This is a genomic window from Peribacillus sp. V2I11 (genome assembly GCF_030817135.1).
Classification (GTDB): Bacteria; Bacillota; Bacilli; order Bacillales; family DSM-1321; genus Peribacillus; species Peribacillus simplex.
In genome coordinates this window covers 287,390-300,769 of the sequence record NZ_JAUSYW010000001.1, presented here as the reverse complement: position 1 = coordinate 300,769, position 13,380 = coordinate 287,390, and the positions used below count along the sequence as shown (strand labels likewise).

Annotated in this window: 10 protein-coding genes; 8 read left to right on the top strand and 2 right to left on the bottom strand. The window is 39.5% G+C overall.

The features are described from left to right. Positions 1–92 precede the first annotated feature (92 nt). Entirely contained in the window at positions 93–845 is a 753-nt protein-coding gene (locus tag QFZ73_RS01375; protein ID WP_307262102.1) for a hypothetical protein, read from the bottom strand. 709 nt (positions 846–1,554) lie between these two features. Here QFZ73_RS01375 and QFZ73_RS01370 point away from each other — a divergent pair. Then, complete coding sequence (locus QFZ73_RS01370; protein WP_307262099.1) at positions 1,555–2,130, top strand: hypothetical protein; 576 nt, start codon at positions 1,555–1,557, stop codon at positions 2,128–2,130. Between the two features lie 210 nt (positions 2,131–2,340). On the opposite strand, the gene QFZ73_RS01365 is transcribed toward QFZ73_RS01370, so the two are convergent. Then, complete coding sequence (locus QFZ73_RS01365; RefSeq protein ID WP_251436773.1) at positions 2,341–2,757, bottom strand: PaaI family thioesterase; 417 nt, start codon at positions 2,755–2,757, stop codon at positions 2,341–2,343. An 879-nt stretch (positions 2,758–3,636) separates the two neighbouring features. Between QFZ73_RS01365 and QFZ73_RS01360 the strand changes: the two genes are divergently transcribed. The 7 genes from QFZ73_RS01360 to QFZ73_RS01330 all read left to right on the top strand — a co-directional run bounded on the left by QFZ73_RS01360 (position 3,637) and on the right by QFZ73_RS01330 (position 13,069). Further along, positions 3,637–4,491: a MurR/RpiR family transcriptional regulator gene (locus tag QFZ73_RS01360; protein ID WP_251436769.1), complete on the top strand. Its 855-nt coding sequence runs from the start codon at positions 3,637–3,639 to the stop codon at positions 4,489–4,491. Between the two features lie 34 nt (positions 4,492–4,525). Then, positions 4,526–5,656, top strand: a complete 1,131-nt coding sequence (locus QFZ73_RS01355) for an amidohydrolase (RefSeq protein WP_307262094.1) — start codon at positions 4,526–4,528, stop codon at positions 5,654–5,656. Between the two features lie 36 nt (positions 5,657–5,692). Continuing rightward, the gene (locus QFZ73_RS01350) at positions 5,693–7,177 is read left to right on the top strand and encodes an amino acid permease (protein ID WP_251436764.1); all 1,485 of its coding nucleotides are present in this window, start codon (positions 5,693–5,695) and stop codon (positions 7,175–7,177) included. Between the two features lie 158 nt (positions 7,178–7,335). Beyond that, positions 7,336–8,166: a GNAT family N-acetyltransferase gene (locus tag QFZ73_RS01345; RefSeq protein WP_307262091.1), complete on the top strand. Its 831-nt coding sequence runs from the start codon at positions 7,336–7,338 to the stop codon at positions 8,164–8,166. Between the two features lie 114 nt (positions 8,167–8,280). Next, positions 8,281–9,396, top strand: a complete 1,116-nt coding sequence (menC, locus tag QFZ73_RS01340) for an o-succinylbenzoate synthase (protein ID WP_307262089.1) — start codon at positions 8,281–8,283, stop codon at positions 9,394–9,396. A gap of 324 nt (positions 9,397–9,720) precedes the next feature. Next, positions 9,721–11,694 (top strand): transporter substrate-binding domain-containing protein, encoded by a 1,974-nt coding sequence (locus QFZ73_RS01335; RefSeq protein WP_307262087.1) that lies wholly within the window; start codon positions 9,721–9,723, stop codon positions 11,692–11,694. Between the two features lie 19 nt (positions 11,695–11,713). Continuing rightward, positions 11,714–13,069, top strand: coding sequence for a sigma-54-dependent transcriptional regulator (locus QFZ73_RS01330; protein ID WP_251436752.1), 1,356 nt, complete (start codon positions 11,714–11,716; stop codon positions 13,067–13,069). Positions 13,070–13,380 lie beyond the last annotated feature (311 nt).

Sequence of the window (13,380 nt, the reverse complement as noted above, 5' to 3'; positions counted from 1 at the left end):
AGGGAGCTCATTTGAAACCCTAAATAAGTGAAACCTTTTTTCGAGATTCCCCTTATTTAGGGTTTTTTATCATATCTTTATATTCTCTAAAACTACTTCCCTTTTAGGGGAATTTCAAATGAAGTCCCATCCACCAATAATTCATGAGACTCACCATCCGCTATATCATCGGTAGTGAATGAAAAGGAATCGAGCCGTCCGAAGTTTTCCTCTGGATCAACCAATAAGCCAATTGTGCCTTTTCTTGTTTCTCCTGGTTGGTAATCTGATCGACTTACTTTTTTTGTCCCGATAAAAGTATCTCCGGAATGGATGAAATTTTTAGAAGGCACATCATATGTAAGATCATCATTGAAAGTAACATTTTCCATACTAAAGAACTGAAGTTCCTTCGAATCTATATTTTCAACAGAATAAGTTACCTCTAGATAAGAAACCTCTTCATCAATATCCGTTTTAGACAACGCAGCCTGTTGATCGATTTCCTCCATGGATAAATTCTCTTTATAGTATATCGAATAGGCCTCATCAAAACTCAATCCCGTATAGGACTTGAGCTCCTCCTTTACTTCATCTGTGAGTGAAGATAATTGAATCCTGCGGATATCCTTGATTGTGATGACCATGGGTGCCAATTCAAATGACTCATTAATAGACTTCGTTTCTAGTAATGTGAAGGTTCCCCAATTTTTTTGGCGAACCTTATCGCCGACTTTTTTAAGATGGGTCCCGCCATATTCCTGCACCTCAGGAATTTTGGATTCCTTGGCTTCCGCATTTTTCCCTTTTTCCGTTTTATCGCTCTCGAAATAATTGAAGGCAATTACACTTAAACAAATAAGCAATAATCCAACAATTGTTGAAATGTTCCATCTTTTACGGATACTTCATCACTCCTTGACTTAAACCATTGATGTCAAAGTGTAATATACCATTTTTTGCAAATGAAGGAAAGAAGAGTACCTGAAGATCCATCTTGTTTATGCAATGGTACACATTAAGGCGTTCCCAATTAAAATGAAAAAAATAAAACAACCGATAATGTCGACTAACTTATCCCGTTTTAAAAATTAAAAGAACGAAAGAATAAGCCGAAAAAACAGGAAGTAACTTGGCACATGTAAATTTTTAATCCCCGTCCTAAACGGGGTTATGATTGTTTGAGCTTTTAAAATTAAATAACTTTATTGTCTTTTACAATTCGGCTGCTCTATCTTTGGAATATAGGAAGGTGAATCAAATGATAGGAATATCTGTAAACATTGGGGGATACCAGGGCATTCCAGTCTCCACTTCTTTTGGAATGTGTGTGAATTTCTCATTAATTGTACACTCCATTTTTTCATAAAAATCATATCATGTTACGAAGAGAGAATATTATGAAACTGGGCAGTCGTTAAAGTAATATGGATTTTTTATGGAGGATGAATGTGTATTTGTTGTCTGTTATAACCACAATCTTTACTTATTAATGATTCTAAGTATTTATTTTTACAGCTCCCTGGAAACCATCTCTCTAGTAACAAATTTTTTAAAAAAGGAGACGTTTAGGGAATGTTGTGGCCTATTAACAATGGTATGGAAAGGATACATCAGCCGAATAAAAGTACAATGCTGTCCCGGCAAGAGATAAAAGCCATTGAGTCCTGGATATCTCAAATGGGGACATTCCAATTTTATAAAACCGCTGGACAAAAAATGTCTACTGGGAGAAAAACGCTAAAGTTCAAGTATAAAATCATTGGGCATGGATTTAACCGAGTCGTCTATGATTTAAATAATGGCTATATATTAAAAGTTGCATTTTCAGAAGTAGGATTAATCAGCAATGCAAATGAAGCCTATATATATAATAACTGTAATGAAAAAGCCAAAAAGTATTTTTGTCCGGTTAAGGAGTATGGGACGGGCTGGATTATCATGAAGAAGGTGGACACGAAAGTGCCATTTGCAATCAAGGAATATTCGAAACTGATCAAGTTGGAATTAAAACTCCTGAGGTACGGTATTATACCAATAGATTTGCGATTAGATAATGTCGGATATAACGAGAATGATGAAATGGTCGTCATTGATTATGGTTTTTTCACTCTGGATCTCAAAAGCCCTGTGCTGCGATGGTTAGTTTGATGATGGGTCTTACCAAAGAAAATATATAATGGAGATTATAATGAAGTGATTGGGCGAAGCGGTGAATTTTGTGAGCCGTTCTTCAGAGTTCATTAATTCCTAGAAATAAGTTTATCTAATTGCAACTGGTGAAGAGATATTATCGAAATATCTAAACGAAAAAAGCATGTTACGAAGGGCTTTTTTGTGCAACATGCTTTTTTATCCGTTTTAAAGGACCATAACTGATGACACAACGCTTGCCACTTTTTTATCATTTTGAAATAAATCTGCGAGTACATAAGCTGTTTTTTTTCCGATTCGGTCTACTTTTGCTTCAACCTGTACGTCTCCTAATCTTACTGGTCGATGAAAGGTAGTATGTAAATCAATGGATGCGAAGGATTGTCCGATACTTAATTTAGATGATATCGCATAAGCCATTATAATATCTGCTGCAGAAGTGACAAATCCACCCATAGCAACACCATTTCCGTTGATGAATGTTTCATCTACTTTCCATACTCCCCTTGCAATTCCATCCTGGGCATAATTCGCTTCAATCTGTAACGTAAGATCACAATTCGGAGGCTGTTTCCCCTCCGTTATAACTTGTAAAAGCTCGTGTCCTTTAAATGATTCCCCCATTAAAATGCCCTCCTTGAATAAGTTGAAACTACAGAATATTCTAACATATATCTTGATTTCAATGAAGTTGTTGATTTTACAAATAAAGTAATTAGAGACTTGAACCAAGAAATGTTATTTGGTGGTGGACTTGATTTCCACTCCAGGTACTCGCTTTCCGCGGGCGGTCTCGGAAGCCTCCTCGGCTTCCGCCTGCGGGGTCTCCCTAGACACGCTTTTCCCGCAGGAGTCTCGCACCTTCCGTTCCAATCAACTGGAACGTTTTTTATAAAAACTGCAGGCTGGTCTATTCCGAACAAGTTTAAGGCTAGATTATCCTTCATGTTTTCTTACTATAATCCTTAATGGATTGAAGAAATTTGCGACACTCCTGCCGAAAAACTGGCTAGCCTAGACCCCACAGACGCTTGCGTCGAGGAGGCTTGGCAGGCAGTCGGCGGAAAGGGAGCGGATTTTAGAAATCAAAGGGAACGTTTATTAAAGAAAAAACTGTAGGCAAATGGCTTTTCTTCGAATTTGTCTACAATTGAAGGTTCGGACGATCTTATCCTTCATGTCTTTTTACTATAATCCTTAATGGATTGAAGAAATTTGCGACACTCCTGCCGAATAACTGGCTAGTCAAGACACCGCAGACGCTTGCTTTGATGAGGCTTGGCAGACAGTCGGCGGAAAGGGAGCGGATTTCCTCAATCAAGGGCGGGAATATAAAAAACAGTAGGCATATTTATCTACTGAAACTTGAAATAATAATTATCAAAAAAATCAAAAATCTTCTTCTTTTTCTAATTAAATTGTGATAGTGTATAAAACAAAGAAGTATTACCTTCGTCATTTTATTAAAAAGAAGTATTTAATTCATCAGAAAGGGGTTATATTTTGGAACATCTTCCTTTTAAATTATTAGTGAAAGAAAGATTTGACCATTTATCGGCAGGTCAAAAAAAAGTTGCCGCTTACCTTATTGAAAATTTGGATGAAGCCGCCTTTAAAACAGCTTTTCAAATTGGTCGGGAAGCGGAGGTTAGTGAAACGACGGTCATTCGGTTTTCCTATTCATTAGGATTTGAAGGGTTTAGCAGAATGCAGGATAGAATTCAAAAACAGCTGCTTCACCAAAATCAAACAGATCTATCCAATAGTGATTCCATTCTTAGCATTGATGACAAGCAAGATCCATTTACAAAAGTGATAGAAAACGAAGTTCATATTTTAAGACATCTATTAGATCATACGAATGTTCAGGATATATGGAAGGTGGTCGATGTCCTGATACAGGCTGACCAAATATTAATTGCAGGACATCGGATTTCCCATGCTGCCGCCTATTGGTTCTCCTATACGCTAAGTTCATTAAGGGAAAATGTAAGTTTATGTTCACCAACAGGTGACTTTTATGAAAAGTTTTGTAATCTTACTAACAAGTCTGCATTGGTTGTTTTTTCCTTTCCAAGATATGCGAATGAAACATTAAAAGTTGCCGAGTGTGCGAAAGAACAAGGAGTTTGTTTAATTTCAGTTACAGACCGCCTTCTGTCACCTGTTGGCCGTATCTCTGATATTGCACTGACAACTGAAGAAAACGCAGAAACCGGAACCAATTCAATCGCTTCCGTCATTAGCTTATTGGACTTGGTTATTGCAGGTATACATCAAAAAGACGCAAAACGGATATATACCCATCAGCAAAAATTAGAAAGGCTATATTCAAGTTATGAAGTGTTTAATGAATGAGTTTAAATTCATGTAAAGGAGGAAGTGCATCATTATGAACCCGATTCAATATATTGATCAGCATCAAGAATCATTGTTAAAGTCCTACCATGACTTGCATTTTTTGGCTGAGCCAAGCTGGCAGGAGGAAAGAACGTCTAGCTATATTTTAAAATGTCTTAGGGAAGCGGGAATAACCATAAAAACATTTCAGAGCCATTATGGAATCATTGCTGAGATTCCAGGCATCTCAAAAAAGGTTGTGGCATTAAGGGCTGATATGGATGCGCTTGTCCAGGAAGTAGATGGAGTTGTAAAGGCCAATCATTCATGTGGACACGACGCACATAGCACAATGGTTTTATATACAGCATTGGCCATTGCCTCCAGCGGAATCCGGCCTGAACACACTCTCCGATTTATATTTCAGCCTGCGGAAGAAAAAGGAGAAGGCGCTCTTCAAATGATCAATGATGGCGCGCTGGAGAATGTTACATATTTATTCGGGGTACATGTAAGACCCAGTACGGAGGTTCTTTATATGAAAGCTTCCCCTGTCATTGTCCATGGCTCTGCCGAAACAATAAGGGGAACAATCAAAGGCATTCAGGCCCATGCATCCCGTCCGCAAGATGGAATCAATGTCATCGAGGCAGCAGCTTTGCTTGTCCAAAAATTACGGCAGATTAATCTGGAAACCGAAACTCCTTATTCCATCAAAATGACTCAATTTGAAACAAACAACAAAGCATCAAACGTTATCCCGGAGACAGCTTTCTTTGCAATTGATGCCAGAGCTCAGTCAAATGATGTTATGAATGAACTGAACCGCTTAACAAAGGAAGCTATTGACCAGACAATGGAACAAACTGAAACATCCATTTCATGGTCTGCGGAGGAATTCGTCCCAGCGGCGAGCTTGCATGAAAAAGCCATAAAGCTTGCTGAAATTGCAATAGGAGATATACTTGGGACGGAAAATGTCGTTCCAGTCTGTGTTTCTCAAGGAGGAGAGGATTTTCATTTTTATACAGCCCAAAATCCTGATATAACAGCAACCATGATAGGATTAGGCTGCGATTTAACGCCTGGTCTGCACCATCCGGATATGAAATTTAATCTAGAAGCACTTATTTATGGAACGAAAATTTTAATTAACACAGTAATGATGGCGGCAGGAGAATGAAATTCTTCACTTTAAAAATTAATGAAGGGGTGTTTTATGGAAAATACCGCAAAAACATCACAAACTGGTGGCCAAGCAGCCACTGATGAAAAACAACTGGAGCGCAAGCTAAAACCAAGGCATCTTTCCATGATTGCAATCGGCGGAACCATTGGAACGGGACTATTTTTAGCGAGCGGTTCCATTATTCATACTGCGGGTCCTGGAGGAGCTGTAGCTGCTTATATAATTGCCGGGATCATGGTTTTTTTTCTGATGACAAGTTTAGCCGAAATGGCTGCCCTTATTCCTATTACAGGCTCTTTCAGTACCTATACATCAAGGTTTGTCGACCCGGCATTAGGATTTGCGATCGGATGGAACTATTGGTATAACAATGCAATCGTAGTCGCTCTTGAATTAGCAGCTTCCTCCCTGATTATGAAATATTGGCTGCCTTCTGTTCCGGGCATCATTTGGAGCGCATTATTTCTTGCACTCATATTTGGCCTGAATATTTTATCGGTAAAAGGATATGGAGAATCAGAATTCTGGTTTGCCATCATAAAGGTTTTGACGATTATCATTTTTATTGCAGTAGGGTTATTAATGATCGTAGGAATCATGGGAGGCGATGCCGTAGGTTTTGAAAATATCACCAAAGGAGAGGCACCGTTTAAAGGAGGCTTTTTATCCGTTATAAGCGTCTTTATGGTGGTTGGGTTTGCCTTTCAAGGCACCGAGTTGGTAGGAATTGCGGCCGGTGAGAGTGAAAACCCGAGAAAAAATATACCAAAGGCCATTAAGCAAATCTTCTGGAGACTGCTCTTGTTTTATGTATTGGCGATAATCGTGATTGGATTTTTAATCAATTATAATGATCCGCGTTTGTTAAGCTCGGATATTGAAGATATTGCGGTAAGTCCCTTCACTCTAGTTTTTCAAAACGCAGGGCTTGCGATCGCTGCCTCCGTTATGAATGTGGTCATTCTTACTTCTGTTCTTTCTGCGGGAAATTCCGCTATGTACGGAGCTTCTCGGGTCCTTTGGGTGCTGGCTAAAGAAGGAAAAGCCCCTTCTTTTCTAAAAAAAGTGAATTCAGGCGGCATTCCAGTGAACGCTGTGTACTTTTCTACCATCGTTGGGATGGCAGCTTTTCTAACCTCCCTTTTCGGTGAAGGCACTATTTATACTTGGTTATTAAATGCTGCAGGATTATCAGGCTTTATATCCTGGTTGGGAATTTCGATTACACATTATCGTTTCCGGAAGGCGTTCATTGCACAAGGAAGAGATTTGAAAGATTTACCTTATGTATCAAAATGGTATCCATTCGGTCCGATATTAGCCACATTTTTATGTGTTACGGCTATCCTGGGACAAAATTACTCTGCTTTTTTCGGACCTGAGATTGACTGGTATGGAATTTTAATTTCTTATATCGGGCTTCCTTTATTTTTCCTGGCATTTCTAGGTTATAAAATCGTAAAGAGAACAAAAATGATTCCATTGAAAGAGGCTGATTTCAGTAAAGTGGAATAATCTCTTTGTAAAAAAAGTAGGAAAGTATTTCATTTAAGAAAAACCAATTAAATCATAGCTCCAGTGCCTAGCCACGGCAAGCCGTCAGCTGAGGAACTAACTTGTCCATCATATGTTAGGGTGATCAAGGCGCTTGTGCTTTTCCTTGGAGGTTGACCATGATTAAAACACAGGAAATTGTAATTCGTTCTCTTCATAGAATTGAAGAGTTAGAGGACGTAAGAAAGCTAGAGTCCAGCATTTGGGGAGAAAGCGACTCGATCCCCTCACACCAAACCTTAACAGCCGTGAAAAACGGTGGTTTGGTTATAGGAGCTTATTGCGAAGGGAAGCTGATTGGATTTCAATACAGCTTTCCGGGATTCAATGGGCAATCAGCCTACCTTTGTTCACATATACTAGGAATAGATGAGCAATTTCGCAATAAAGGTATAGGGGAAAAGTTAAAGTTAGCACAACGTGAGGAAGCGATAAATCTCGGCTATTCCCTTATTACTTGGACATACGATCCATTAGAAAGTGTTAATGGGTACTTAAATATAGCCAAGCTTGGTGGAGGATGTTCCACATATATCGCAAACTGCTATGGTGAAATGGAAGATCTTTTAAACAGCGGAATTCCTTCTGACCGCTTTCTTGTCGAATGGCATATTGGTAAAAAAGATACAAGGGATTCTAGTGGACGTGGAATATCGCTGGACTTTGTGATAGAAAACTCGCTTATTCAATGGGATACCATTGAAAAGGGAGTGCCTGTTCCTACTTTCACTCTTCCGCTGCCGGAACAAGAATGTGATACAGCTTTTGTGGCCATTCCAAAGGACTTCCGAACAATAAGAGTCACAAATATTCAAGCGGCCAATGAATGGCGAATGAAAACCAGGGACATTTTTACCGATTTATTTCAGCAAGGATGGCAGGTAACAGATTTTATAAAGATTTCCATGATAGATATTCCCGTTCAATTTTATATGCTAACAAGGAAATGAACTAGTAAGGATTAATATAATGTTTAGTAATTTCAGGCTGCTGTCAGCCTATTTTATAAAAAAATGGTAAGACTGTGTCTTTTAACAGTTTTATCACAAAAGGAGAATTTCCAAGTGAAAATTAAACAAGTTATTCTAAGGCATCTTAAGCTAGACTTGCTTGAACCTTTTACAACTAGCTTTGGGACGGAATACGATAGGGATTTTATCCTTGTAGAAGCCAAAAGCGATGATGGCATTTCCGGTTGGGCTGAATCGGTTGCGATGCTCGACCCTCTGTATAATGAAGAGACCTTAAAAACAAACTGGCATATACTCGAGGATTATCTAATTCCAATTATTCTTAAAAATGAAATCAATCATCCGGATGAACTCTCTGAAAAATATTTCACCCATATTCGCGGCAATTATATGGCAAAAGCCGCTTTAGAGGGTGCTGTATGGGACTTGTATGCGAAAAAGCAAAATGCTTCTCTCTCGAGTGTGTTAGGTGGAACAAAAAAGAAAATTGAAGTGGGGGTAAGCATCGGAATAAAGGACTCGATCGATTCGACTCTAGATATGATTGAAGCATGTCTACGTGAAGGCTATAAACGTTTTAAACTTAAAATTAAACCGGGCTGGGATGTTGAAATAATAGACAAGGTCCGAAAAGTATATCCTGAAATCCCGCTCATGGCAGATGCAAATTCTGCTTATACATTGCAAGATATAGACCGGCTATCCGCCTTGGATGATTTTAATTTAATGATGATTGAACAACCGCTTGCCTATAATGATATCATTGACCATGCAGATTTACAGTCAAGTTTAAAAACACCTATTTGCCTGGATGAAAGCATTCACTCATTAGAGGATGCAAGGAAAGCTATTAAATTAGGCAGCTGTAAAATTATTAATATTAAGATTGGCCGTGTTGGAGGTTTGACTGAATCCAGGAAAATCCATGATTTATGTCTTGAACATGAAATTCCGCTATGGTGTGGGGGTATGCTGGAATCAGGCATTGGAAGAGCGCATAATATTGCAATCACTTCACTGCCAAACTTTACTCTTCCTGGAGATACCGCAGCTTCCTCCCTCTACTGGGCAGAAGATATTATCGACCCCGAAGTTACAGTGGAAAACGGAATAATCATGGTTCCAGAATTGCCCGGAATTGGCTATGAACCAAGCATGGAAAAAATCGATAAGTATACTATGCACAGTCAAACATTTAATTTAAGTTAGAATAGGGTTGAAAGAAACGTCTAGGGTAGTTCCTACCTACAACATCTATTTTCCATACATTAAGGCATGATTCCCCATGAAGGGAGCATGCCTTTTTTTATTTAAAATCCATTTGCCACTCAATATTGTAATTCGACTTTCTGCCCTGTTTTGATTTCCTTTATTTATTCAAGCTTCGTATGAAGTGATTTGGTTCAAGCGTTATGACATGCAATTTAGCTTTTCTTATATACCTTAAAAAGTTATCATAATAGAGTCTCTGTACATTGTATATATACACATTTATGATACAAAACTGTATGTATAGAAAAAAGGGGTGAGGCGATGCGAAATTTACATATTATCTGTGCCATTACAACCGTATTCCTTTTCTCTTTTGGCTGTTTCTTTCCTTTAGCAGTCCATTCGGAAACCCAAAAAGTGATACGGGTTGCAGGGGATAATAACTTTCCTCCTTTCGAATACTTGAGCGATTCGGGCGTTTATACCGGTTTTAATGTGGATATAATGAACGCCATTTCTATCGAGACAGGCATTAGGTTCGAATACTATCCTATGCCGTGGAATGAGGCAGTACAAGCTATGCGCTCGGGAAGAGTGGATGCGATTCAAGGCATGAAGTACAATCAGGAACGTGAAGAGATTTATGATTTTTCTGCTCCGTATTTCACAAGTTCACAAGGGATTTTTGTGTTGAAAGATAACATGTATATCCGAAAAATCGAAGATCTTAAAGGCCGGAAAGTAGCCGTACAAAAAGGTGATGTTGCCAGCGGTCTATTAAGCAAAGTCGATCGTTTGCAATTGGTGGAAACTAACAATCAACAAGAAGCCGTTCAGTCGTTGATCGACGGAAAAGTGGATGCTTTCATTGGAAATCGGATTACGGGTCAATATTTCCTACAGAAAAATGAGCAGCAATCACTCATTAAGATTGTCGGTGAGTCACTTGACACCACAAATTATGCTGTAGCTGTGATGCCGAAAAACAAAGAGTTGCTGACTCTTTTCAATCAGGGAATTTCTCAAATCAAGAAAGATGGAACGTATGAAAAGATAGAGAAAAAGTGGTTCGGGGAATATATCCTGCCGAATACTCAACGACTACGCAAAACGCTGTTGTATTTGGAAATTGGTCTTTTTCTCACCTTCATTGTTATTTCTCTCATCTTATGGTGGAATCTCAGCCTTAAGCGAGAAGTAGCTAAGCGAACCGAGCAAATTGAGCACGTGAATAAAGACTTGGAGGAGAAGATGCTGCTACTTGAGGAAAACATCCACTTCCAGCAGCAAGTATTAAACAGTGCATACAGTTCACTAATTACACTTAATCAGCAAGGTCTTGTATCAATGATTAATGTTAGGGCCATGGAATATTTGGAGTTGGACGGTAATGTTGTTAGAAAACGTTTTCAGGATCTGCCCATTGCCTGTTTCATCCCAGAAAAGGAGATTAAGGCTGCGCTAGAGAAAAAGAGAGTTTTCTTACAAAAGGAAACGGTGTGGTCTCAGTATGCGAGCAAAAAAAGGCATATTACTTACAGCGTGTATCCAATTCAGACTATGGGGGGAGAAAGTGTAGGTGCGGTGTTGAATTTTTTCGATATTACGGAACAAAAACAGCTTGAGAGAAAAGTGGCTCAAGATGACCGATTGCGTTCATTGGGACAACTTGTGGCGGGTATCGCTCATGAGATAAGAAATCCGTTAACGTCAATCCTTACCTATACGCAATTGCTGCCGAAGAAATTTGCAAGCGCAGATTTCCGTACGTTCTTTTCCGAACAGGTTACAAGTGAAATTACCCGACTTAATACATTGATTAACGATTTGCTCGATTATGCTCGCCCTAAAAAATCAGAGCCTGCCACTTTTTCGCTGAATGAGACCATGCAAGGGATTGAGTTATTGCTTAAGCCTAAAATCAAAGAAAAAAACCTGCGTATTGTTCATGAGTTCGCTGGAGACATTCAGACGACTGCAGATACACAACAGATCAAACAAGTACTGGTGAACGTCATTCTTAATGCCATTCAGGCGTCCAATATAGGGGGAACCCTTATTTTCCGGGCATATTATCGGGACATGTTCACTGTTGTCGAAATCGAGGATGAAGGCATCGGCATTTCGGAAGAAGACATTGATAAGATCTTTGAACCTTTTTACACCAGGAAACCAAACGGGGTCGGGCTTGGTCTTTCCATTTCGTATCAGCTTGTCAAAGAAAACGATGGTACCATTGAGACAAAAAGTGAAGAAGGAAAGGGAACAGTAGTGACCATTTGTTTAAAGCATTAAAACAGAAAGGGTGAAGACGATGCACGATATCATGATTATTGATGATGAGCCAACCATTTGTCAGTCACTTACGTTTGCATTGGAGGACCAGTATCACGTTTATTCGTTTACAGACCCACGCGAAGCTCTCCCTCTTCTCGAAAGAGCAGAAATCGCCATCGTTTTGCTGGATTTAAAAATCGGGGGATACAATGGGATGGAAGTGTTAGAAGAAATCAAGCACCTCTCCCCCTCGACAGTTGTGATTATGATGACGGCCTACGGTACCATCCCATCTTCCGTAGAAGCAATGCGTAAGGGAGCGTTTTCATATGCGACAAAGCCGCTTCATATTGATGAATTGGAAGTGCTGATGCAAAAAGCAGAAGAAGTATATACCCTTCAGTCCAAAGTGAAATGGCTTAGTGAAGAATTGGATAAGGTGGCAGGTGTGAACGGCCTTATCGGTGAAAGTTTTGCAATGCGCAATATATACTCCCTAATCGATAAAGTGAAGGATATCGATTCTAACATTCTCATAGAAGGGGAAAGCGGAACCGGTAAAGAAGTCGTCGCCAGAACAATCCATAATCAAAGCAAACGCAGAAACAAAAAGTTTCAGGCTATTAACTGTGCCGCCATACCGACTCACCTGTTGGAATCAGAATTATTTGGATACGAAAAGGGCGCATTTACAGGGGCGATACAGCGGAAATATGGGCTTTTTGTGTTAGCGGAAGGAGGAACAATCTTTCTTGACGAAATCGGTGAGATGGATTTGGCGCTGCAGGGGAAAATTTTGCGCGTTCTACAAGAGAGAAAGGTAATGCCCGTTGGAGGGATAGAAGAGGTCAGCATCGATGTCCGTATCATTGCTGCGACAAACAGAGACTTGGTTAAAGAAGTAAAAGATAATCGATTTCGTGAAGATTTATATTACAGATTAAATGTGATTCCGATTCAACTTCCGTCTTTACGTGAACGAAAAGAGGACATTCCTTTGTTGTTGGAATTTTTCATTGCAAAAATCGGTGATCGAATGGGAAAACCTGTAGAAGGAATTTCCCATGAAGCGCTACAGCTTTTACAGCAATATGACTTCCCAGGAAATATTCGTGAACTGCAGAACGTGATTGAAAGAGCAATTGCGCTTACGAATGAGTCTTATATACAGAAAGCCGATTTACCTTCCGATATCCAAAAAAGCTCGCGCGCATTTTTCGGCAACACCTTAATCCCCGTCTATGTCGGCGAACCGCTTGAAGAAATCGAAAAAAGAGTGATTCTTCATAACCTTGCCGCTTTTAACGGTCATCAAAGGAGAACAGCCCAAACTATTGGCATCGGGGAGAGGACATTGCGGGACAAGTTGAAGAAATATCGGGAAGAAAAGTAGGCGGAAATTGCCGAGCGGCAATTTCCGCCTACTTTTTATTTTGATTATATCTTAATTTTCCTCTGTTTTTATGGCGATGGACTTGGCATGAAACTTGCTTAATTAAATTGTAGTAAGACCATTAAGCAGAATGGAGGGAATATGGATATACACCATAATGGTCTACAACGCTGGGCTGGAAGTTATAGTGCAGCGAAAGCGGGATGTGCAAAATGCATCAGGTGGTATAAGTCAATAGCCTATCCACGTTTAACGAAAACAAAAAGGACAAGCCATTGCACCATTATCTTTTAAAAGGGTACAACCCGCAA

What these genes read in the sequence shown, in the direction of transcription:
- QFZ73_RS01370 (WP_307262099.1), top strand. Translation starts at nt 1,555, where the DNA reads ATGTTGTGGCCTATTAACAATGGTATGGAAAGGATACATCAGCCGAAT.
- QFZ73_RS01365 (WP_251436773.1), bottom strand. Translation starts at nt 2,757, where the DNA reads ATGGGGGAATCATTTAAAGGACACGAGCTTTTACAAGTTATAACGGAG.
- QFZ73_RS01355 (WP_307262094.1), top strand. Translation starts at nt 4,526, where the DNA reads ATGAACCCGATTCAATATATTGATCAGCATCAAGAATCATTGTTAAAG.
- QFZ73_RS01350 (WP_251436764.1), top strand. Translation starts at nt 5,693, where the DNA reads ATGGAAAATACCGCAAAAACATCACAAACTGGTGGCCAAGCAGCCACT.
- QFZ73_RS01345 (WP_307262091.1), top strand. Translation starts at nt 7,336, where the DNA reads ATGATTAAAACACAGGAAATTGTAATTCGTTCTCTTCATAGAATTGAA.
- QFZ73_RS01335 (WP_307262087.1), top strand. Translation starts at nt 9,721, where the DNA reads ATGCGAAATTTACATATTATCTGTGCCATTACAACCGTATTCCTTTTC.
- QFZ73_RS01330 (WP_251436752.1), top strand. Translation starts at nt 11,714, where the DNA reads ATGCACGATATCATGATTATTGATGATGAGCCAACCATTTGTCAGTCA.